This window comes from Nostoc sp. PCC 9305 (assembly GCF_963920915.1).
Lineage (GTDB): Bacteria > Cyanobacteriota > Cyanobacteriia > Cyanobacteriales > Nostocaceae > Nostoc.
The window spans coordinates 66,643-88,261 of the sequence record NZ_CAWUDN010000015.1; the positions used below are offsets into that span (position 1 = coordinate 66,643).

22 protein-coding genes and 1 pseudogene are annotated in these 21,619 nt (G+C 39.8%); 6 read left to right on the top strand and 17 right to left on the bottom strand.

The features are described 5' to 3' along the window. Window positions 1-88: 88 nt before the first annotated feature. Both ACM0OX_RS08285 and ACM0OX_RS08290 read left to right on the top strand, forming a co-directional pair. Complete coding sequence (locus ACM0OX_RS08285) at window positions 89-487, top strand: hypothetical protein (protein ID WP_414514452.1); 399 nt, start codon at window positions 89-91, stop codon at window positions 485-487. Between the two features lie 82 nt (window positions 488-569). After that, a pseudogene (locus tag ACM0OX_RS08290) lies at window positions 570-719 on the top strand (IS4 family transposase); the annotation flags it as partial. Here the strand turns inward: ACM0OX_RS08290 and ACM0OX_RS08295 are convergent. Continuing rightward, complete coding sequence (locus ACM0OX_RS08295) at window positions 712-2,094, bottom strand: aldehyde dehydrogenase (protein ID WP_414514453.1); 1,383 nt, start codon at window positions 2,092-2,094, stop codon at window positions 712-714. The pseudogene ACM0OX_RS08290 and the gene ACM0OX_RS08295 sit on opposite strands and share 8 nt — an antisense overlap. 191 nt (window positions 2,095-2,285) lie before the next feature. Beyond that, window positions 2,286-3,425: a response regulator gene (locus tag ACM0OX_RS08300; RefSeq protein WP_414514454.1), complete on the bottom strand. Its 1,140-nt coding sequence runs from the start codon at window positions 3,423-3,425 to the stop codon at window positions 2,286-2,288. Between the two features lie 368 nt (window positions 3,426-3,793). Between ACM0OX_RS08300 and ACM0OX_RS08305 the strand changes: the two genes are divergently transcribed. Together ACM0OX_RS08305 and ACM0OX_RS08310 are read left to right on the top strand one after the other, a co-directional pair. After that, entirely contained in the window at window positions 3,794-5,365 is a 1,572-nt protein-coding gene (locus tag ACM0OX_RS08305; RefSeq protein ID WP_414514476.1) for an AAA-like domain-containing protein, read from the top strand. Further along, window positions 5,365-8,121 (top strand): AAA-like domain-containing protein, encoded by a 2,757-nt coding sequence (locus tag ACM0OX_RS08310; protein ID WP_414514455.1) that lies wholly within the window; start codon window positions 5,365-5,367, stop codon window positions 8,119-8,121. The genes ACM0OX_RS08305 and ACM0OX_RS08310 overlap by 1 nt, the downstream gene beginning before the upstream one ends. Here the strand turns inward: ACM0OX_RS08310 and ACM0OX_RS08315 are convergent. The 14 genes from ACM0OX_RS08315 to groES form a co-directional block, all read right to left on the bottom strand. Further along, window positions 8,048-8,452, bottom strand: a complete 405-nt coding sequence (locus ACM0OX_RS08315; RefSeq protein ID WP_414514456.1) for a type II toxin-antitoxin system VapC family toxin — start codon at window positions 8,450-8,452, stop codon at window positions 8,048-8,050. The genes ACM0OX_RS08310 and ACM0OX_RS08315 overlap by 74 nt on opposite strands. Beyond that, the gene (locus ACM0OX_RS08320; protein ID WP_414514457.1) at window positions 8,446-8,637 is read right to left on the bottom strand and encodes a hypothetical protein; all 192 of its coding nucleotides are present in this window, start codon (window positions 8,635-8,637) and stop codon (window positions 8,446-8,448) included. Before ACM0OX_RS08320 ends, ACM0OX_RS08315 begins: the two co-directional genes overlap by 7 nt. Before the next feature lie 149 nt (window positions 8,638-8,786). Further along, entirely contained in the window at window positions 8,787-9,236 is a 450-nt protein-coding gene (locus tag ACM0OX_RS08325; protein ID WP_414514458.1) for a hypothetical protein, read from the bottom strand. A gap of 216 nt (window positions 9,237-9,452) precedes the next feature. Beyond that, complete coding sequence (ureC, locus tag ACM0OX_RS08330) at window positions 9,453-11,168, bottom strand: urease subunit alpha (RefSeq protein WP_414514459.1); 1,716 nt, start codon at window positions 11,166-11,168, stop codon at window positions 9,453-9,455. Between the two features lie 9 nt (window positions 11,169-11,177). Then, window positions 11,178-11,714: a DUF1349 domain-containing protein gene (locus tag ACM0OX_RS08335; RefSeq protein ID WP_414514460.1), complete on the bottom strand. Its 537-nt coding sequence runs from the start codon at window positions 11,712-11,714 to the stop codon at window positions 11,178-11,180. A gap of 8 nt (window positions 11,715-11,722) precedes the next feature. After that, window positions 11,723-12,028 (bottom strand): urease subunit beta, encoded by a 306-nt coding sequence (locus ACM0OX_RS08340; protein ID WP_414514461.1) that lies wholly within the window; start codon window positions 12,026-12,028, stop codon window positions 11,723-11,725. A 14-nt stretch (window positions 12,029-12,042) separates the two neighbouring features. Then, window positions 12,043-12,345 (bottom strand): urease subunit gamma, encoded by a 303-nt coding sequence (ureA, locus tag ACM0OX_RS08345; protein ID WP_414514462.1) that lies wholly within the window; start codon window positions 12,343-12,345, stop codon window positions 12,043-12,045. Window positions 12,346-12,384: 39 nt separating this feature from the next. Continuing rightward, a complete protein-coding gene (locus ACM0OX_RS08350) occupies window positions 12,385-13,224 on the bottom strand; it encodes an urease accessory protein UreD (protein ID WP_414514463.1) in 840 nt (279 codons plus the stop codon). 75 nt (window positions 13,225-13,299) lie between these two features. After that, window positions 13,300-14,070: a hypothetical protein gene (locus ACM0OX_RS08355; protein ID WP_414514464.1), complete on the bottom strand. Its 771-nt coding sequence runs from the start codon at window positions 14,068-14,070 to the stop codon at window positions 13,300-13,302. Between the two features lie 138 nt (window positions 14,071-14,208). Next, the gene (locus tag ACM0OX_RS08360; protein ID WP_414514465.1) at window positions 14,209-16,185 is read right to left on the bottom strand and encodes a 3'-5' exonuclease; all 1,977 of its coding nucleotides are present in this window, start codon (window positions 16,183-16,185) and stop codon (window positions 14,209-14,211) included. Between the two features lie 15 nt (window positions 16,186-16,200). Continuing rightward, the gene (locus ACM0OX_RS08365) at window positions 16,201-16,422 is read right to left on the bottom strand and encodes a DUF4351 domain-containing protein (RefSeq protein WP_414514466.1); all 222 of its coding nucleotides are present in this window, start codon (window positions 16,420-16,422) and stop codon (window positions 16,201-16,203) included. 20 nt (window positions 16,423-16,442) lie between these two features. Next, complete coding sequence (locus ACM0OX_RS08370; protein WP_414514467.1) at window positions 16,443-17,255, bottom strand: Rpn family recombination-promoting nuclease/putative transposase; 813 nt, start codon at window positions 17,253-17,255, stop codon at window positions 16,443-16,445. Window positions 17,256-17,333: 78 nt separating this feature from the next. Beyond that, window positions 17,334-18,968: a chaperonin GroEL gene (gene groL / locus ACM0OX_RS08375; RefSeq protein WP_012407589.1), complete on the bottom strand. Its 1,635-nt coding sequence runs from the start codon at window positions 18,966-18,968 to the stop codon at window positions 17,334-17,336. A gap of 109 nt (window positions 18,969-19,077) precedes the next feature. Further along, window positions 19,078-19,389, bottom strand: a complete 312-nt coding sequence (gene groES, locus ACM0OX_RS08380; protein WP_094348596.1) for a co-chaperone GroES — start codon at window positions 19,387-19,389, stop codon at window positions 19,078-19,080. A gap of 309 nt (window positions 19,390-19,698) precedes the next feature. Here groES and ACM0OX_RS08385 point away from each other — a divergent pair, with 309 nt between their 5' ends. Then, a complete protein-coding gene (locus ACM0OX_RS08385; RefSeq protein WP_414514468.1) occupies window positions 19,699-19,878 on the top strand; it encodes a hypothetical protein in 180 nt (59 codons plus the stop codon). A 606-nt stretch (window positions 19,879-20,484) separates the two neighbouring features. Beyond that, complete coding sequence (locus ACM0OX_RS08390) at window positions 20,485-21,162, top strand: response regulator transcription factor (protein ID WP_012407592.1); 678 nt, start codon at window positions 20,485-20,487, stop codon at window positions 21,160-21,162. A 75-nt stretch (window positions 21,163-21,237) separates the two neighbouring features. Here ACM0OX_RS08390 and ACM0OX_RS08395 read toward each other — a convergent pair whose 3' ends face one another. Further along, on the bottom strand, window positions 21,238-21,546 hold the full coding sequence (locus tag ACM0OX_RS08395) for an NIL domain-containing protein (RefSeq protein ID WP_414514469.1): 309 nt from the start codon (window positions 21,544-21,546) through the stop codon (window positions 21,238-21,240). Window positions 21,547-21,619: the final 73 nt, after the last annotated feature.

Consider the following 21,619-nt stretch of genomic DNA (forward strand, 5'->3'; position numbering starts at 1 on the left):
TGATAGCAGGTAAATAATCTTAGAATAGCAGTGGCTAACATCGATAACACGAACAAAGCTGATAGTACTAAAAATTAAGGAAAAAACTATGAGACGTTTTACCTTGTTTACGCTACTGTATCTAGCTGCGGGAGTCTGCTTAACTGCGATCGCACTTAAGTACCCTATCATGAACCCAAACCTTAAAGCCATCCTGCTAATAGAGGCAGGAATGCTATACACTTTCTCTATATTCAGTACCTCCCCGTTTTGGCGCCAAACCTTACTACAAAGCCAAAATAGACTTCGCCAGCAAGCAACATGGAAAAAAAAATTCGTTCCGATCGCACTTTGGCTAGCGATTGTATTAACGATTTTTTCGTCCATCTTTAATGTAGTAGTGAGTCATTACTGGACGACTGAAGCAATCGCACAAGCCTCTTTGGGGCTAATAGTTATTTTGCCAAGTGCAGAAAATCTTTTTCTCAGAAGCCAAACCCAATCATAAAAGCCTACTGCTCTATTTGATCGGTAGGCTTTTATTGCCATTTGAAGTTTGAGTTAACTCATATTGCGATAACCAAATGGCACGTTTGTTTTTACTCCACAAGGAATTTGCTCAAGCACTAAATATAGTTTTTCTGGTCAAAACCAATCTTCAAATTAATGCTTGTAGTCATGTAATTCTATTTTCTGGTGAGCTAGATTTGTGCTGCAAGAAAATAATAGACTTTAACCGAGAAGTTTCTTTATGAGTGGTAATTTGCCTTCATAAGGAGCATATCGCCATTTTAAATCGAGCCAGAAGGAGTTTTGCAATACACTTTTCTTATGGGAAAAGGTGTCAAAGCTAGCTTTGCCGTGATAGTTGCCAATACCGCTATCTCCCACTCCACCAAATGGTAAAGACGAGACACCAACCTGCATAACTGTGTCGTTAATACAGACTCCACCAGAGGAAGTTTCCTGCAAAACTCGCTTTTGCAGGTTTTTATCTTGAGAAAAGAAGTATAACGCCAAGGGTTTGGGTCTAGAGTTAATCAAGGCGATCGCTTCTGCAATGTCAGTATATTCAATGATGGGTAAAATGGGCCCAAAGATTTCTTCTTGCATTACAGAATCTTCTAATGAGACATTATCAATCAGTGTTGGGGCAATATAACGCTCTGAAGGTTGATTTTCTCCACCGATGACAACTTTTCCATCTTTGAGAAAACTAACTAATCTCTCAAAGTGTTTTTCACTGATAATGCGGGCATAATCAGGACTGCTTGCTGGATTCTCGCCATAAAATTCTTTTAAAGATTTTTCCAGACCATCAATTAAATCTTTCTTGATTGTTTTATTGACTAAAAGATAGTCAGGGGCAATACAAGTTTGTCCAGCATTAATGAATTTTCCCCAAGTAATTCGTCTGACAGTGTGTTCAAGATTAATGTCAGTATCTACAATACAAGGACTTTTACCACCCAATTCTAAAGTTACTGGTGTGAGATATTTTGCTGCTGCTGCCATGATGATTTTGCCAACGGCTGTACCACCAGTAAAAAAGATATGGTCAAACTTTTCTGCAAGTAGTTTTTGACTTGCTTCCACGCCTCCTTCTACTACTGCAAGATAAGCAGGGTCAAAATGTTTGGCAATAATCTTAGCTATGATATCAGACGTATGAGAAGCAATTTCTGAAGGTTTGATAATTGCACAATTTCCGGCTGCGATCGCACCTATTAACGGTGAGATAATTAACTGAAATGGATAGTTCCAAGGGCCGATAATTAAGACAACCCCTAACGGTTCTGGATAAATTTTCGCTGAGTAGGAAAAAAAATCCCAGGAAACCGCTGCTTTTTGGGGTTTACTCCAGTTTTGAAGATGTTTGATGGCGTAATCAATATCCTTAATTACGCTGATTTCTGTAAGATAAGTTTCTACTTCTGGTTTATGTAAATCCGCTTGTAATGCCTCGACTATTGACTGTTCATGTTCGATAATTGCTTGCTTAAGATTTTTCAGTTGTTCAATGCGAAAATTTACATCTTTAGTTTTGCCAGTTTTAAAAAAATCTCGCTGAGTCTGGATAATATTGCCAATATTAGATAATTCAGTGGTAATCATTGTTTTGTCCTATCAAAAACTATTTAATCCTAATGCTATTATCTCAGCCTATTTGATTCTTAAATTTTTAGCATTTTATTTTCTAAGTGAATTTTTTACTTTAAATTATCGGGAGATAGTAGTAAGGTTATAAATCATGAATTACCAGTATAAAAAACTATATAATTCATAATTTATAATTACTATTTTTCTCATGCTTTGGTGGGTAGAAACACAATAAATACACTACCTTTGCCCAACTCGGAATTAAGCAGAATAATCCCTTGATGTGCCTCGACAATTCGACGAGCAAGGTACAGTCCTAAGCCACTACCAGAAGTCTTATGGCTGCCTTGGCGAAATCGTTCAAATATGGTGGCTTGTTCTTCAGGGGGAATACCTGGGCCAGTATCCGCTATTTCAATTCTAATGTAGTCAACGGAATTGGATGTTTCAGAGAACTGAGATTGATTACTTTTGTTGAACTGGCGTTGAGAAGTAAAACGAATAGTAATAGATCCAGAGTTGGTAAATTTGATCGCATTTCCGATGAGATTGGTAAATAGACGATGCAATTCTAAGCGATCGCCCATAACTGTGTTTGATTCTTCGGTAAAATCCACACTTAGCGACAGTGCTTTGTCTTGAGCTAAGGGTGATAATTCTCCAGTTACCTCTTCTAGCAATTGGCCCAGATTAACTGGTTGAAACGCCAAACTTTTGCGACCCGCTTCAAAACGATAAACTTCCAATAAAGTATTCACCATAGAAAGCAGGTTGATATTGCTACGGGCCATGATGGCGATTACTTCCTGCATTTGCGTTGATAATGTTCCCAACGCACCTTGTTGAAATAGCATCAACATGCGATCGGCGGCTACTAAGGGAGTGCGTAAGTCGTGGGTAAGACGGGAGACAAAATCTTCTCGCTGGCGGGCAATTTCATCACGTTCATCCATACTATGCTTCAAACGCAGGAGCGATCGCACTCGTGCCAGCAATTCATCTACTGTTACAGGTTTGCGGATAAAATCATCAGCACCCAAGTCTAATCCGTGGGCGACGTTGGGCGCATCGTGGGCAGTGATTAGCAATATGGGGATATATTGCGACAATTTCATATCACCGCGAATGTGCTTGGTGACTTCGTACCCATCCATACCTGGCATCATCAAATCCAGCAGAACTAAGTCACAAGGAGAAGCTTTCAATTCTGCCAAGGCTGAAATCCCATTTTCTGCGGTGCTAATGGTGTAACCTTCTTCCTCCAAAATAGTTTTGATCAAAAACACGTTATCAGGAGAGTCATCAACAACCAGAATTTTGTCAGAGCGAGAAGATTGTGAAGTCATATAGATGCAAGGTACGGGGTAAAAGTAAATTTTTAGGGAAACTGGTTTATTGGTATAGTTTTTTAGATAGTACTTTTAGGTAAACTCCCTCCGAAAAAAATTGTTTACCAATAAATTTATATAAATGTGTTTTAAAAACTACTTTACTTACCTTTTTAGCAGATAGCTACAAGCTAATTGAATTATGGCTCGTAAATTTCTAGAGATGAATACAGAAGATGGCGGCAAGATTTTAGTTACCAAATGTATCAGTAGGTCGCGTATCGGCTACTAGCAAGTTGTTTAGAGAAAAGTACAAACTAGCTTCGATTCCGTAAATTGCAAAAATATAGTTAAATTTGTCAAAATTTCTGGATATTTATCCGACTATGCCAACTTTGCCAGCAGCCAGCAAAAGCGCTAGATTTTTCATTAGCTACCGCAGCCAAGATCCAGACTTGAGCCTTGCCAAAGATTTTTATGAAGCTATTAAAGCTGCTGGACACGAAGCATTCATGGCGGGCGAGAGTATTCGCTTGGGGGAAAAATGGCCTCAGCGCATTGATGAAGAATTAAAACTGTGTGATTACTTTTTGTTGCTGTTGTCAGAGCGATCGGCAACTAGCGAAATGGTGACAGAAGAGGTGAGACAGGCTAAAGAGTTACGGGATGGCAGCGATCGGCATAAGCCAGTAATTTTGCCCATTCGCGTTAACTTCCCTTGGAGTGCGCCACTGAATTACGATTTGCGGGGCTACTTACAACAGGTTCAGCAGCGAGAGTGGAATTCACCTGCCGATACTCCCAAAATTTTACAGGAAATTTTTAGTTTACTGACAGATAGGGGTTTAGAAAAATTGGCAGATGGAGAAATGAGTAATGATTTTTTCCCTTCATCACCCTCTCAGCCTCTCACTCTCTCACCGCCTCTGCCTGTGGCAGAACCAGAATTACCTGAAGGACAGGTGAATTTGGCTTCGGCGTTTTATATTGAGCGTCCCCCCATCGAATCTCGCTGCAACGAGGCAATTTTGAAGCCAGGATCTTTGATTCGGATCAAAGCGCCCCGGCAGATGGGTAAAACCTCACTCATGGCGCGGATTCTTCATCACGCTTCACAAGAAGATTATCTAACCGTGCCTTTGAGCTTTCAATTGGCAGATGGAAAGGTTTTTGCAGATTTGGATAAGTTCCTTCAGTGGTTTTGTGCCAGTGTCGGACGGAGGTTGAGGCTACCCAACAAGTTAGCAGATTATTGGGATGTGATTTTTGGCAGTAAGGACAATTGCACCGCTTATTTCGAGGAGTATCTTTTGCCAGAAATCAACCAGCCCCTAGTATTGGGATTGGATGAAGTCGATCGGATATTTCAACATCCCGAAATTGCCGCAGACTTTTTTGGGCTGTTACGCGCTTGGCATGAAGATGCTAAAAACCGGGATATTTGGAAAAAACTGCGGTTGGTAGTAGTGCATTCCACAGAAGTTTATATTCCGATGAATATAAATCAATCGCCGTTTAATGTAGGTTTGCCGATTGAGTTACCAGAGTTTAACGCCCAACAGGTTCTTGATTTGGCACTAAGGCATGGACTCAATTGGAGTTTTACCCAAGTTGAACAACTCATGGCGATGGTAGGAGGACATCCCTATCTTGTACGAGTGGCACTTTATCATATTGCCAGACAGGATACTACGCTCAATCTGCTTTTGCAAACAGCCCCCACAGAAGCTGGGCCTTATAGCGACCATTTACGTCGGCATTTGTGGAATTTAGAACAGCGTCCAGAATTAGCTGCTGCTATCAAAAAGGTAGTTGCCAATACTAGCCCAGTTCGGTTGGATTCGATACAATGCTTTAAATTACTCAGCATGGGCTTATTACAACAGCAAGGAAATGATGTCACACCACGTTGTAATTTGTATCGTCAATATTTCCGCGATCGCTTGAGAGTTAGCTGATGAACACAGAACAAAATCCAGCTTATGAATATCAAGTTGGTGGCAGTTTACCAGTTGATGCCCCCAGTTATGTAGTGCGACAAGCAGATACAGATTTGTATGAGGGATTGAAAGCTGGGGAATTTTGTTATGTTTTGAACTCCAGGCAGATGGGTAAGTCTAGCTTGCGAGTACAAACAATGCAACGGCTACAAAAGGAAGACATAGCCTGTGCTGCAATTGATTTAATGAAAATTGGTAGTCAGAATCTTACACCAGAGCAATGGTATACAGGTGTAGTGCGTAGTTTGGTGAGTAGTTTCGAGTTTTCAGGAAAGTTTAATTTACGGAGTTGGTGGCGCGATCAGGATCATCTTTCTCCCGTACAGCGATTGAGTGAATTTATCGAAGAAGTTCTGCTAGTTGAAATTTCTCAATCTATAGTCATTTTTGTAGATGAAATAGATAGCGTTCTCAGCTTAAATTTTTCTAGTGACGACTTTTTTGCTTTAATCAGAGACTGCTATAACCAGCGTGCTGATAAGCCCGAATATAAGCGCCTCACTTTCACATTGCTGGGGGTGGCTACTCCGTCAGATTTGATTAAAGATAAAAGCCGCACACCGTTTAATGTTGGTCGGGCGATTGAACTCAAAGGTTTTCAGTTGCATGAAGTTCAACCTTTAGCTCAAGGATTAGTGAGGAAAGTTAGTAATCTCCAAGCACTGCTGCAAGAGGTTTTGGCTTGGACGGGTGGACAACCATTTCTTACCCAAAAACTTTGCAAACTCATTCCTGCTGGTATAGAAGTTGAGGGAGTTGAAGAATTGGTGCGATCGTGTGTCATCGAAAATTGGGAATCACAGGATGATCCGGAGCATTTGCGGACGATACGCGATCGGATTTTTAGGGATGAGCAACATACAGGTAGATTACTAGGACTTTATCAGCAAATTTTACTCATAGGACAAATTGCAGCTTATGAGACTTCTGAACAAATGGAATTGCGACTATCTGGTTTAGTGATTAAGCAGGAGGGAAACTTAAGGCTTTATAACCATATTTATGAAGCCGTTTTTGATCAAAATTGGGTTAATAAGGCTTTAGCCCAGCTACGTCCCTATGGGCAATTTATTATAGCCTGGTTAGATTCTAATTGCCGAGATGAATCACATTTGTTGCACGGTAAAGTATTGCAGGATGCACAAATTTGGGCATCAGGTAAAAGCTTGAGCGATCAAGATTATCAATTTTTAGCTGCTAGCCAAGAACTGGATAAACAAAACTTTAAATTCGCTTTAGAGGCTGAAAGACAAGCAAAGCAAATCTTGGCTGAAGCACAAAGAAAAGCAGAATTAGCTTTACAGGAAGAGAAAAAGGCTAATCGACGATTAACTGAAACGCAAAATAAAATCAAGCATACTATTCGTTTAGGGTTTGCTGGACTAGCTCTGATCTCATGTATTGGAATACTAGTAGGTATACGAGCGGTACATTCAGGTATAGCTTTGGAAAACTTACAGAAAACCCTTGATGTTGCACATTCAGATATAGATAATGCTAATAAACAGTGGGAAAAATTAGAAAAAGATAAACAAGATATACAGGTAAAACTGCAAGAAGCTACTAAATCATTGATATCTATACAGAAAAAACTTAATGACGAAAAGCAACAAGCTAATAAACAAATTCGAGAGTTTACTAAAAAAGAAAAAGAGAGACGTTTGGCATCTGAGCGTGTGCGAAACTATCTAGAATTTACTACAAAACAATTAAGCACCGTCAAGAAAAAAATAGAGCTATTACAAGCTCAAAAAGCAAAAACAGATTATAAACTGAAGAATATGATAGAATTGTTAGAATTGACTAGTCGTATTCCTCAGTTAAATAATGATATTAATAGTCTAAAAACACCTGTCGAATCAGAAATAGCGCAAAACTTATTAGAAAGGTTACGCACTAGTAAAAACACTCAATTTTTGATGACTTATCAACTGGGTAAAATTTTTGTTAAGCGTTACTTAGTTAGTGTTACAGATGATAGTTCTGCTGTTTTAGAACAAGTTGAGAAGATACAGCCAGGAGCCTTTAGATGGCAATATAGCGGCAATAATTATGTGATATATGCAGGAATATTTGATAATAAATATGATGCTAAAAAGCGGATTAAGCAATTAGAATTACAAAAAATTAGTGCGGAAATAATTACTATTATTCCGGGGGAAGAACCTAATAAATTATTAGATAGTGTCATTAGAAAAGGTGATCGAGGAGAAGCCGTAAGAACGCTTCAAAAACAGTTGAGAATAATAGGATATTATAATAGTGTAGAAACTGGTATATTTGGTCCATTTACCGAAGAAGCTGTGCGGAAATTCCAGGAAGTAAACGCCCTACCAGTTAACGGTATAGTTGGAACTTCAATGCAAGATAAATTACAGGAATTGGGACTTTTGAAAGGAGAGTTCATCATAACAGGTAGCGGGGGTAATATTTCTATTGATGTTAATAATTTGTTTCCGATAAATACTGGAAATACAGGAAGTAGAGGTGATGCAGGTAATATTAATATATCATCCCAGGATTTAAAAATTAATAAAAATAGTAATTCTAGGATTATTGAGTTACAAACATGGCTGAAAAAGAGAGGCTTGTATACTGGTCTTATACACGGTATTTTTGATTATAAAACAAGGGCAGCAATTAAACAAGCTCAGGAATTTTATAGTATTGAAGATATTGATATTCGCCACATATCAACTCAAGGAAATCCTTAAACTTAATTCTATAATTTACTGATTTCCGTATTGCATTTGGATATTTTGCAGTTGCTACAATTATGCCATCAGGAAGCCTGAGTCTATATTGTTTGCGAAATGCAATTGTTAAATTTTTAATATTACTATCAATACCAACAACTATAATTTTATTTAAAAAATCAATAATTTGTGTTTCTTCTTCTAGACTGAGACTCGGATAAGAAAGCAATTCAATCTCGGTAATCACTGAAATAAAATATTGTCCTGATGGTAGTGGGTTTACCAAACGACCACCCAAAAAATACAAGACTACATTTGTATCTAAAAAAATAAAAGCTTGTGTCAACACCACTCATCCCTAATTTGCTGCTGATATTTTAAAGGATCTTGAGTCAGTTGAATTACACCCGCATAGTGGTTTAAATTAAACTCTTGTTTTTGTTGTGATTGATGAGCTTCTAATATCTTCTCAATTTGCTGCCAGTCCTGATAATCAATTAACACCGCTACCGGACGCATGGCTTCGTCAGTCACAATTTTTTTCTTGAAAGGTAGCATGATTTTCTACATCAGATAAAATGTTTTACTATTTGATCGTAACCTCAACACAGAAAATCGATGAGGGCAACTTTACTCTCATCTTTAAGAACGATATCTGGCAATCAGCCGCTCGATGCCTACGCTTATTTCCCAGAGTTGAGATTATCTAAAACTTGCTGAAATTCTGTTGTGGAAGGAATTGCGATCGCACTTTTGAGAAGCATTTTTAGCACAGATGGTTCTTCTATCCTATTGATAACTTCGACAATAGGGCTTGGCACTTCTCCAAATCGTGTTTCTAGAACTGCAATCAAGCTTTCTCTCGCATTTTCGACAATTCCTTCTTCTTTTGCTAGCCTTTCAATACTAGTTACGTACCGCATTCTATCTGCCTCCTCGTAACTTCTTACTTCTGTTTTAAAACTAAGCGCCAACTCTTTTGGCAAAACCATTATCCAGTCGATAAACCGAAATAATTCCCGAATATCTTCCCGGCTATATCCTCGTTCATACAGCCGTCTGACTAGGTTTAATTTCCACTGTAGCCGATTTTCTGGGTTTCGTTGCGTTGCCTTGGTTTTGAGATGCGCCATCACAATATAATTACTAATTCGTAATTCGTAATTCGTAATTGAAGAATAGAGAGTAACTTGATTAATCAATTAACATACAAAAGCGCATAGCATTATTATTTTGAAGTAGGTGACTTTAGTTGTGGGATAATAATTACGAATTACGAATTATCAATTACGAATTATTTTGACTTCTTTCCAAGGACTATCGTAATCAGTAAGTTGCTCGGTCATGAATTAAAACAAAAAGTACCTCTGTGCCATTGGTAAAACTGTCGCAGGTTCACAAATCAGCAACTCACCATCAGCCCTGACTTGATATGTTTCTGGATCTACTTCAATGTGGGGTAGTGCATCATTCAGCTTCATATCCCGCTTACTCAATTGGCGTGTTCCAGAAACGGCAACTGCTGACTTTTGTAAACCTAGCTGGCTGGGAATTTCTTTTTCTAAAGCTGCTTGGGAAACGAAAGTTAATGATGTAGCATGACGCGCCCCTGCAAAACTACCAAACATCGATCGCATATACACTGGTTGAGGTGTAGGAATACTGGCGTTAGCATCGCCCATTTGCGCCCATGCAATCATTCCGCCTTTAATAACTATCTCTGGCTTCACGCCAAAAAACGCAGGACGCCACAAACATAAATCTGCTAATTTTCCCTCTTCCACTGAACCCACATATTGAGCAATTCCGTGAGCGATCGCAGGGTTAATTGTATACTTAGCAACATATCTTTTTGCACGAAAATTGTCTGCTTTTTGCTCAGTTCCTTGTGGGTTAAGAGTTCCCCGTTGCACCTTCATTTTGTGAGATGTCTGCCAGGTGCGAATTATCACTTCGCCTACTCTTCCCATTGCCTGAGAATCGGAAGAAATCATGCTAAATGCGCCTAAGTCGTGCAAAATGTCTTCAGCAGCAATGGTTTCTCGACGAATGCGAGATTCGGCAAAAGCGACATCTTCAGCGATCGCAGGATCAAGGTGATGGCATACCATCAACATATCCAGGTGTTCGTCTAAGGTGTTGAGGGTGTAAGGACGTGTGGGATTGGTGGAAGATGGTAGAACGTTGGCTTGTCCGCAAACTTTGATGATATCTGGCGCGTGTCCACCACCTGCGCCTTCAGTGTGGTAAGTGTGGATTACACGATTCTTGAAAGCTGCGATCGTATCTTCGACAAATCCGGCTTCGTTCAGGGTATCAGTATGAATCGCTACTTGCACATCATATTCATCGGCAACACTGAGGCAAGTATCAATTGCTGCGGGTGTGGTTCCCCAATCTTCATGAAGTTTTAACCCCATTGCACCAGCATTTACTTGTTCTACAAGTCCTTGGGGTTTGCTGGCATTACCTTTGCCCATAAACCCTAAGTTGACGGGAAAAGCATCAGCAGCTTGCAGCATTCGGTAAATATTCCAAGTCCCGGGGGTGCAGGTAGTGGCATTTGTACCTGTGGCGGGGCCAGTACCGCCGCCGATCATGGTGGTAATACCGGAAGCGATCGCAACTTCAATCTGCTGAGGACAAATAAAATGAATATGGGCATCAATACCGCCAGCAGTGAGAATCATTCCTTCACCAGCTAAGGCTTCGGTTCCGGGGCCGATAATAATATCTACATTATTTTGAATATAAGGATTTCCGGCTTTACCAATTTTGAAAATCTTGCCATCTTTAATGCCAATATCTGCTTTGACAATACCCCACCAATCGAGAATTAAGGCATTAGTAATTACTAAATCTACAGCACCATCGGCGTTAGAAATGGGGGATTGTCCCATTCCGTCTCGGATGACTTTACCGCCGCCGAATTTAACTTCGTCGCCGTAGGTGGTGAAATCTTGTTCAACTTCTATAAATAATTCTGTGTCTGCAAGTCGGATGCGATCGCCTACTGTTGGCCCGTAAGTTTCGGCATAGGCGCGGCGATCCATTCTGTAACTCATAACTGTTCCTCACAAACTGCGAATTTGGAATTTTTCAAACCTCGTCTGGAAACCATTCCCTTCAGGTGAGGCACACATTACACCTACACTTACTGTTTCTACTGGAGTCAAATAAGCGAGCCGCAGCATTGTATACTCAGTTCCATTCAAAGAGTATTCCACCTCTATTGCTGTGCTGCGTCGAGTTACACGTACCCAAATTGCAGACGGATTTTGCGGCATTGGAATAACAGACCAATCCGAGTAATTGCGTGTTACTACTGCGCTAACTTGTTGTACGCCATTGACAAATTCAATGCCACATTTCAACCAATTCAACTCATCTAAACGTACCATCAGGCCCGCTTGATCGTATAAATCCTGATATTGTCCGCTGATTTTCACTTCAGCAATAAAGTCACCTTGAATCTTTTGATAAAAAAAGTGACCATTATCTCTAATAAAACCGTAGTGAGTTTCCCGCCAGAAATCTGTTTTTGCGCCGGAAGTGATAGCGATCGCTTTATCTTTAACTTCCCAAACAGGCGGTTCATTGTACCATTCCATTTTCATAGCTACAGAGAACCGTTAATTTTGGCGTTGAAGCCGTAGACTTGGCGAGTACCAACTAGGGGGATTAGAGTTATTTGTTTTTCGTCGCCTGGTTCAAAGCGGACTGCGGTTCCTGCGGGGATATCGAGGCGCATTCCTCGCGCTTGTTCTCTGTCAAAGTTTAAGGCGGTGTTGACTTCATAAAAGTGATAGTGGGAACCGACTTGTATAGGGCGATCGCCTGTATTTGAAACTTGTAATTTTATAGTTGGACGACCAACATTTAGTTCAATTTCACCTGCTGGTGTGATAATTTCCCCAGGAATCATAATAAATTTAAAAATTAACGAATTGGATTATGTACTGTCACTAACTTTGTACCATCAAGAAAAGTTGCTTCTACCTGTACTTCATGCACCATTTCTGGTATCCCTTCCATCACATCATCCCGCCTTAAGAGAGTTGTACCATAACTCATCAATTCAGCTACAGTTTGCCCATCTCTTGCACCTTCTAAAATGGCAGCAGAAATATAAGCGATCGCTTCGGGATAATTCAGTTTTAAACCCCTTTCTTTCCGTTTTTCTGCTAATAAAGCAGCAGTAAAAATTAATAGCTTATCTTTTTCCTGCGGCGTAAGTTGCATTCTTATCTCCTCTGTGTTCTCTGCGCCTCTGCGGTTCGTTTAAACCTGCCACACTCTTGGTATACAATTACCACGATTCAAAAAAGAAATTCGCAGCAGATGCCAAACATCAATAAACCAGTTTCTCACCTCAGATGTAGAAGCACCGCGATATCGACACAATAATCCATGTTGCAATCGACTAACACCCGCTTCTCCTTCCCCATTCCATAAATTTCGCGTTTTTTCGACAATCTCTCTTGAAACTGCACCACCAACCCAAACTAGACTACCTACTATTGGTTTTCCAGCCAAACCGTGGGGACTGTGGAAAATTTCTTCGCTACCCCGTAACCATTGCCGATCAATCCATAAAGGAATACCTTCTTGCCAAATTTCGGTGTGCGATCGCCATTCTCCTTGCAAGAATTTTTCTCCTCTAGCACTGCGACCAAATCGGGTAATTTCCCAGCCTAACCAACTACCCCCAGTTGCTAATTCTACCCGTAAATCTTGCCGATAAATCGCGTCGTTAAACAAAATTGTCTCTTGCGGCAACCACTCTAAACAAGCACCAGCATCAACTTGCATCTGGATGGTTTGTCTAGCTTGTAAGCCATTGCTGCGATATATCTTACTTGCAGCAGATGTAGTGATTAAGGCTTGGGTTTGGGGTTGGAGGTGGATATTAGAGGATAAGCGATCGCCTCCCACCATTCCCCCAGCCGTGTGTAAAATGACGCTATGACAAACTTTTTCCCCTTCTGGGTAGAATGGGCGCTGTACCTTCAGGGGCGCTTGTTGGTGATTGTAAATTAATTGGGTTTTACCCTGGCGATCGGCATAGACTAAATTAAGTTTGCCATGCCAACCTTGTGCTATTTGTAAGTTGCAGGTCATTTATAAATTGAAGATTAAAGTTCAGATAGATTCTATTTATTTAATACATTTTTTACTATTTTACGTACAATTTTATCATGATTTTTTAGCCAAAATTGCATAATCATCTAATGCATAGTTTGACTGATGCTTCTGACCAAAATACTGTTGCAGTATTGGACTCATATACAGTTTTTTTGGTAATTTATCTTGAGCAAACTTAGCAAAATCAGCACCGGGTAAAGATGTTCTTGAACCTGTTGAGGTTAGATACCTATACCAGACTAACTCTAATCCCAGTTCTGCTAGAAATTTATCCACTACATTTTTTTCTTGCTCTTGATTTTCAAATTGGTGAACATTGTAAATTTTGAATAACTTTTTATTTTGCACAATTAGCAGTATATAACCTGAATTTTTTAAGCTAGTGGCAAATATTTGCTTGTAAGTATTATTAGCTTCAACCCTTTTCGCTTTATCTATAAAGAAGCAGTGGGAAATTACGATAAAGTCGAAAAAATCTTTGGGTAGATTATTCGATTGAGTTTTCCAAGTAAAAATATCAGTAGTAACAAAGCGGAAGAAAGCATTTACTGGGGTTAGACGCGATTCTATATATCGTCGCCAAAACTGAAGCCCACGAAACTGGAAAGCATCTTGTTTTTCTAAAGAGTAGTAGGATATATGCATTTGTGGGATATGAAAAAAACCGCTACTACTTTGGAGAAATAAAGCTAAACCATAAGCAACTGTTCCTGGCCCTGCTGCAATATCAAGGATATTAACCTTACTTGGTAGTAACGCATCCTGGTAAATAAGAAACCAAGCTAAATATATGCAATATACATTGTCTAAAAAATATTTCATAAAGTAGACATGAGGAGTTAGACTAAAGAAGCACAGTATGGTGATTGTAAATTACCTGGGTGAAATTTTGGCTATCAGCAGATACTAAGTTAAGTTTGCCATCTCAACTAGTAGAATTTTCTGATTCTAGCTGAACGCTCATGCTTGTTTAACTGTAAAATTCCCACTGCACTGCAATTGTTGAAGTAACTTGGAGTTTCCAGAACCAAAAATACATAGTACATCTTGGGCACGAGTCATAGCAACATAGAGTCTTCTACAAGTCAAAATATCACTTTCTGAATGTGGAGGTATACTAAAATCCCAGTCTTGAACCCAGAGTATTAAAACGACTTTAAATTCTAAACCCAACGCACCAAGCGTATTAATAATTTTAATCCCAGAATTTTTAATATTATATTTTTTCTCAGACTCCCTATTTTCACTAACCCAATCTGTTTCAATTCCTAAATTTTGCAATTTTTTAATTAGAGATTTTAATAATATCTTTTTTTGATCATCTGCCATTCTATATAAAATAGCAATATCATTTAGTGGATAACCTAGTCTTGCTAAATCTTTAACTTCATTAATGACAGATTCTACTTCATACATCTCTGATGCTTTAATATGTAAAATTGGATTTGCACCACGACGTACAGCGTCTGTAGGCTTAACAATATCGAATGTTAAATTTTCTTCATCAATAACGTTACTAAATAAACTCCAGCCTGCTGCTAATATTTCCTGAGTATTTCTATAGTTTTTGTCAAGTTTTAATTTTTTGTTACTTGTCCGTCCAACTGCTTTGACTCCCACAGAATTCCAAGTAAAATTATTACGTTTATAAACGGATTGACGACCATCTGCCACAATCATGAGATTGCCATGTTCTGAGTCTTTTAACGCAGCCACGCAACATTTAAACCACATAGGATCAAATGTTTGTCCTTCATCAACTAAAACTGCATCATATTTATGTTTTATCGGAGTATTTTCAAGTTGCTTTAGTAGTATTTCCCCTAAAATCCCATCATAATATTCTGTAGTAAAACCTAAAGGTGCTGGGATTTTTTTTATAAGCGAACTTACCCAAGCATAGAATGTCAAAACCTCTATTTTGCTAGTGGAATTGTAATGATTTGAGTATTCATACATTAAAGACTTGAGACAAGCAGCAAGACTTCTGTTAAAACAAAGAATTAAGATTTTTTGATGAGGATTTTGTTTAAGTAGCAATTTCGCATGAGATAGAAGTATTAAAGTTTTTCCTGATCCAGCTACACCATAAATTATTCTATGTCCATCACCAATGGCTCTAACTATACATTCTTGACGATGATCTAACGTTTTAAATACATAACTTTTATTTTTTAATTCAATGCCATTAGAAACATTTTCGAGAGATGCTGGTACAAGTTTAATAGCTATTTCTGGAAAAATAATAGCTTTTATAGTATCAATCTGTTCATAAGTAAGATGAGGGAAAGTAAAAGTATTGGTGAATGTTTTTATTAATCTATTTACTAATTCATTACTCCTAATAGTCTGACTATAAAATAATTCATTACGGTATATTATTTGTGATGGAGATAATAATTTATCAATGTTTTTCGCCTGTGCTTGCTCTGCGGTAATATTAGAAAAAAATAGCCCATAGTTACAAGGGAATGCTAATTTCTGTTGATTATCTCCATTAAGGTGAGTGAGTATGTGATATTTTTGTAATTTCACTAATAATTTATCTATCAACTCTTGATATGGATTTGTCCATACTGAGAAAGTATCCTGTTCCTCGTTTATCTCTATAGAACGCTTACGGGTTCGTCTTCCTGGAATATCTAAATATGACGGAGAATTTTTTAATTCTATTTTTTTATTTTTTTCTGTAGAATTAAGTAATTTAATTTTGTTAATATCAGTAGCGTTAATTTGCGATGGATACCAAGTAATAACTTGAATTATCAATAGTCCAAAATTAGGTGCAATAATCAGGAAATCAATATAATTACTTTCAACGACTTGCTTATACCAAACCAAAAAGTCATCTGGCAATTTTTCACGAAGTATTTTATATAAAATTTGTTCGCCTTGACTAGCAGATGATGATATAGATTCGGGAACCATTAAAGCCATAGTTTAATACCTATCTTATTTTTCTTCTTTCTGCTGCTCTACCCAAGCTACCAAATCAGCCACTTCCAAAAAAGCTAACAACGCCTCTCCCAAATTTTCTAACTGTTCAGCAGATAAATTCCTAACCTGTTCAACTAATGATCCATCAATATCACTAAAACGCCGTTTAAGCTGACGACTAATCAATTTAAACGCTTCTTTTTGAACGATATCTTGATAAATTACAGATTCTTTCATAGTATACTTCTGTAAAAACTTTAGTCCCTCTCCTGCTGCTCTAGCCAAGCTACCAGATCAGCAATTTCAGAAAAATCTAACAACGCCTCTCCCAAATTTTCTAACTGTTCAGCAGATAAATTCCGAACCTGCTCAACTAACGAGCCATCAATATCACCAAAGCGCCGTTTAAGCTGACGACTAATTAATTTAAACGCTTCCTTTTGAACGATATCTTGATAAATTACAGATTCTTTCATAATATCCTCCCGTAAAAATTGCCGAACCAAATCCTTGTCAAATCGCAAACCCGCCAGAATTTCTACACAACCCGCGATATTTTGTCGCTCCTCCCTATCTGGAATTGTAGCGACTTGTTCAGCCACTTGTGCCAGTAAAGTTTGTGGCGAGTCAGTTCGCGTCAAGCTTGCTAAAGGTAACAGCGCCGGATTAACTAAAAATAGTGTTGAATCTTGCTCCCAAAGACGAACAACCTGATATTGGTGAATCGTCGTATTGTCCCGATATTCTTCAGTAAAAGCAATTTCGTTAGTAGTTTCTTGCAAAAAGATTAGTACTTGCACTACAGGACAACGGTATTGGCGCTTCAGCCTCACAGAATAATCAAGCATTCGGAAATTAAGCGCCGGATTAGATTTCGCCAAAGTTTGAAATTCAATGTGCAAAATTTGGTTAGCTGCTTGCAAAAATGTCACAGAATCCGCGCGAATTGGTTCAAGCGTGAGTTCCGTTTTTAAGACTTCAATTTGTTGCACCTCTACCCGAAGCAACCAACGGACAAACTCGGCTGGGTACTGTTCAGCTAAATATTTACAAGCGTTGTCGTAACTCACCCTTCTTCTCCTGACACAAAAAAACAGCCACCTCCACAAGGGAAGCAGCTGTTTTTCAACTTATGTAACTACAAAGTATTAGTAATCGAAGTCACCGCCGCCAGCACCAGCGCCAGCAGGAGCGCCATCTTTAGGCTCAGGCTTGTCAACTATAATACATTCGGTTGTCAACACCATACCAGCGATGGAAGCAGCGTTTTGCAGAGCAGAACGAGTCACTTTCGCAGGGTCAACAATACCAGCAGCCAACAAATCGACGAATTCGTTTGTTGCAGCGTTGTAGCCAACGTTGAATTCTTTCTCTTTCACGCGTTCAGCGATCACAGCACCATTCTGACCGGCGTTTTCAGCAATCCGCTTCAGAGGTGCAGGTAAGGCACGAACGACAATCAACGCACCAATCAACTCTTCATCCTTAAGATTGCTCTTTGCCCAAACTTCCAATTCAGGAGCAAGGTGAGCCAGAGTTGTACCACCGCCAGGAACGATACCTTCTTCCACAGCAGCTTTGGTAGCGTTGATAGCGTCTTCTAGGCGCAACTTCTTGTCTTTCATTTCGGTTTCGGTTGCTGCACCAACTTTCACTACAGCAACACCACCAGAGAGTTTAGCAAGACGCTCTTGTAATTTCTCTTTGTCGTAAGAAGATTCGGTTTCATCGATTTGACGACGAATCTGTTCTACACGAGCTTTAACAGCAGCTTCGTTACCTTCGGCAACAATTGTGGTGCTGTCCTTGGTGATGGTGATCCGGCGAGCTTTACCCAGGCTATCCAGCTTGGTGTTATCTAGCTTCAAACCAGCATCTTCGGTAATTAGTTGACCACCAGTTAAAACAGCGATGTCTTCTAGTAGTGCTTTGCGGCGATCGCCAAAGCCAGGAGCCTTAACAGCAGCCACGTTGAGTACACCGCGCAAACGGTTTACTACCAAGGTTGCCAAAGCTTCTTTTTCAATATCTTCGGCGATAATCACCAAAGGACGACCAGCACGAGCTACTTGCTCTAACACTGGTACAAGGTCTTGTACCAAAGCGATTTTCTTATCAGTCAGCAGTATGAAAGGCTCATCAAAAACCGCTTCCATCCGCTCAGGGTCGGTAGCGAAATAAGGAGAGATGTAGCCTTTGTCAAAGCGCATCCCTTCAGTGATTTCCAACTCGGTAAACATAGATTTCCCTTCTTCTAGGGAAATTACGCCTTCCTTGCCTACCTTGTCCATTGCTTGGGCAATCATCTGACCAACTTCTTCGTCATTACCAGCCGAGATCGCACCAACTTGGGCAATGGCTTTGGAATCTTCCACTGGACGGGCGTGTTCTTTGATTTTGTCTACTAAAAAGGCAGTAGCTTTGTCAATACCACGCTTCAGGGAAATTGCGTTAGCACCAGCTGCAACGTTCCGCAAGCCTTCTTTGACGATCGCATGAGCTAAAACGGTAGCAGTTGTGGTGCCATCGCCCGCAGCATCATTGGTCTTAGAAGCAGCTTGACGAATCAAAGCTACACCAGTGTTTTCAATATGGTCTTCTAATTCGATTTCTTTAGCGATCGTTACACCGTCATTGACGATTTGCGGTGCGCCAAATTTCTTTTCTAGAACTACGTTACGACCTTTGGGGCCAAGGGTAACAGCTACAGCCTCAGCCAGGATGTCAATGCCTCGTTCCAAGGCGCGACGGGCGTTTTCGTTGTAGATAATGCGCTTTGCCATAGGTGTCTAAATTCCGGGAGTAAGTCAATTTTTTTCTTGAATTGGGTATTGGGTATTGGGCATCGGGCATTGTCTTTGACGTTCCCTATTGCTTATTCCCCACTCCCCACTAGATAACAACTGCTAAAATATCTTTTTCAGAAAGCAGTACATATTCTTCAGTGCCGAGTTTGATGTCAGTGCCGGCGTACTTAGAGTACAGCACCTTATCGCCGACTTTAATTTCCAATTCCTGACGGTTTCCATCGTCATTACGCTTGCCAGGGCCAAGGGCCACTACTTCCCCTACCTGGGGTTTTTCCTTGGCGGTATCGGGCAAATACAGACCACCTGCGGTCTTTTCCTCAGAGGCGCTCACTTTTACGAAAACGCGATCGCCTAAAGGTTTAACTGTAGAAACGCTTAAAGATAAAGCTGCCATAATTATTTTCTCCAGAGTTTAGCACTCTCAACTCCTGAGTGCTAATTTACCGAAAATTGCCGTCCAATGGCAAGAATGCCTTGAGTACGGGTTCCCGAACTAGAAGGTCATAGATGTACTTAAGTATAAATGCTTAATTATTTCTACCTTTCAGGTTTTGTTCTGTAAGTTACGAAGAGAGTAGGGAGTGGGGAGTGAAGAGTTATGAGAATTCTTTCCTATTCCCCATTTTTCTGTTCCCCACTCCCCAGTCAACTTTATTTGCAAAGCTTGCAAATTTTTATAGAACTGTAATCAGGGAGCCGCTCAATGAGTAACAACACAGTGACACCGATCCAGTACAGCGATCAAATTCCCAAAACCACTAAGACCCTGAGTAATTGTGTAGAAAATTTAGGACTTGCAAAAATTCAGCGACATATTTTTATTTGCGCTGACCAGACAATTGCTGCTCAAAACGAGCTAGTCTGGAATTCTGGGATTACTTAAAAAAGCGACTTAAAGATTTAAAACTTGATGAGCCGCACTAAAGTTATTCTATTTGCGTCTATAAAACTAAAGCCAAACGCTTGCGTGTTTCTTGTTCTAGACCCATAATGGTGGTTTATCCTGATGGTGTCTGGTATCGCCAAGCAAACCCGGAAGTTACCCTGCGGATTATCCGAGAACACTGAATAGGCAATAAGGTGGTAGAAGAATATGCGTTTTCAATCCATCTTTTGCCAGAAACTTCCCTAGTTTCTTGTGAACACCTTATAGAGGCTTAACAACCAAAAGATATGGTATAGCAGTAAGCTTTAAGAAAGTGCGGGTTGGTTTTGAGGTAGGGTCATCTTTAAGCCAATACTTACTTGTGAGTCCGAAAGATTATTATTTAATCAGTGTTTTTTACCCCGCCCCTTTCAAAGCGATATATAATAGCGCATTATAGATACTACTGCTATACGTATCCTTGCTGGACTTTTGCTATCGAGCTACTAGTCTATTGAAAGTGCTCGGCATTTTTGAGACTTCGAGACAGCAAAGGCAAGTTAAGTAGGAAAAAGGACAACATCTCGAATAACCCACCATAGAGGATAAATATTCAAGACTTTGATGGACCGAAGCGCGACAAGTGCCACTGCTATGAAAGAGCCCAGCATGAAAGATCACAAACGACTTCTATTGATTGATGATGACCCTAACCTCATCTTGCTGGTGAAGGATTACTTAGAATTCCGGGGATATGAAGTCATCACCGCTGAAAATGGACGTGAAGCTCTGGAAATTTTAGAGCAAGATGTTCCAGACATGATCATCTGCGATGTGATGATGCCGGAAATGGACGGATATACTTTTGTGGAACAAGTCCGGCAAAACGAACGCACCAGCTGGATTCCGGTTCTTTTCCTTTCAGCTAAGGGACAAAGTGCAGACCGAGTTAAAGGTCTGAACAAAGGTGCTGATGTTTATATGGTCAAGCCCTTTGAACCAGAAGAACTCGTAGCGCAAGTTGAATCCTCGCTGAAACAAACTATCCGTTGGAAAGAACACCAAGCAAAAGGAGGCGAAAACGGTTCTCGTATCCAGGTTCCCTTCGATGTGCAATTAACCCCAACCGAACTGAAAGTAGTTCAGTTTGTTGCTAGGGGTTTAGCTAACCGTGAAATTGCTGAAGAACTTAATGTTAGTCAGCGCACGGTTGAAAGCCATGTGTCCAATATGTTGGGCAAAACTAATCTCCACAATCGCACTGAACTAGCGCGGTGGGCGATTGAAAATCAAATGGCTTAAACAAAGTTAAGAGTTAAAAGTTAGGAGTTATGAATTATGAATTTTTTAACTCCTAACTCCTAACTCCTAATAAATCTACCAACCATCTTCTTCAGGGCTGGATTGGTGCAAAACTTCTAAATCCAGTTCATCCAGGTAAGTCAAGGCACTTTCAATCTGGGCAATAGTTCCCCGTAGTTCCAGATCGAAGCAGCTATATTGTGGCACGTTTGCGCCTACCTGAGCATCAGCAATAATGACTGTGATACCGTAGTGAGAAACCAGTCGTGAAATTACTGGTTCCTCATGCAAGTCTTTAGGAATGCGAACCTGGATGCGAGTTTGGGTGCGTCTATTATCTAAAATATCTGTATTAGATTTTACTTGTTTATTTGGAATTGCCATTCTAGCTTTCTACTCGACTTCTGGGATGAGGGTTTTATTTTGCACAATTCTTTTAACACTAGCGTCACTTATC

Coding starts and splice junctions, on each gene's coding strand:
- ACM0OX_RS08285 (WP_414514452.1), top strand. CDS start 89: ATGAGACGTTTTACCTTGTTTACGCTACTGTATCTAGCTGCGGGAGTC.
- ACM0OX_RS08335 (WP_414514460.1), bottom strand. CDS start 11,714: ATGGAATGGTACAATGAACCGCCTGTTTGGGAAGTTAAAGATAAAGCG.
- ACM0OX_RS08365 (WP_414514466.1), bottom strand. CDS start 16,422: ATGAAAGAATCTGTAATTTATCAAGATATCGTTCAAAAAGAAGCGTTT.
- ureC (WP_414514459.1), bottom strand. CDS start 11,168: ATGAGTTACAGAATGGATCGCCGCGCCTATGCCGAAACTTACGGGCCA.
- ACM0OX_RS08390 (WP_012407592.1), top strand. CDS start 20,485: ATGGACCGAAGCGCGACAAGTGCCACTGCTATGAAAGAGCCCAGCATG.
- ACM0OX_RS08340 (WP_414514461.1), bottom strand. CDS start 12,028: ATGATTCCTGGGGAAATTATCACACCAGCAGGTGAAATTGAACTAAAT.
- ACM0OX_RS08385 (WP_414514468.1), top strand. CDS start 19,699: ATGAGTAACAACACAGTGACACCGATCCAGTACAGCGATCAAATTCCC.
- ACM0OX_RS08350 (WP_414514463.1), bottom strand. CDS start 13,224: ATGACCTGCAACTTACAAATAGCACAAGGTTGGCATGGCAAACTTAAT.
- ACM0OX_RS08395 (WP_414514469.1), bottom strand. CDS start 21,546: ATGGCAATTCCAAATAAACAAGTAAAATCTAATACAGATATTTTAGAT.
- ACM0OX_RS08325 (WP_414514458.1), bottom strand. CDS start 9,236: ATGGCGCATCTCAAAACCAAGGCAACGCAACGAAACCCAGAAAATCGG.
- groL (WP_012407589.1), bottom strand. CDS start 18,968: ATGGCAAAGCGCATTATCTACAACGAAAACGCCCGTCGCGCCTTGGAA.
- ureA (WP_414514462.1), bottom strand. CDS start 12,345: ATGCAACTTACGCCGCAGGAAAAAGATAAGCTATTAATTTTTACTGCT.
- ACM0OX_RS08305 (WP_414514476.1), top strand. CDS start 3,794: ATGCCAACTTTGCCAGCAGCCAGCAAAAGCGCTAGATTTTTCATTAGC.
- ACM0OX_RS08355 (WP_414514464.1), bottom strand. CDS start 14,070: ATGAAATATTTTTTAGACAATGTATATTGCATATATTTAGCTTGGTTT.
- ACM0OX_RS08295 (WP_414514453.1), bottom strand. CDS start 2,094: ATGATTACCACTGAATTATCTAATATTGGCAATATTATCCAGACTCAG.
- ACM0OX_RS08310 (WP_414514455.1), top strand. CDS start 5,365: ATGAACACAGAACAAAATCCAGCTTATGAATATCAAGTTGGTGGCAGT.
- groES (WP_094348596.1), bottom strand. CDS start 19,389: ATGGCAGCTTTATCTTTAAGCGTTTCTACAGTTAAACCTTTAGGCGAT.
- ACM0OX_RS08360 (WP_414514465.1), bottom strand. CDS start 16,185: ATGGCTTTAATGGTTCCCGAATCTATATCATCATCTGCTAGTCAAGGC.
- ACM0OX_RS08300 (WP_414514454.1), bottom strand. CDS start 3,425: ATGACTTCACAATCTTCTCGCTCTGACAAAATTCTGGTTGTTGATGAC.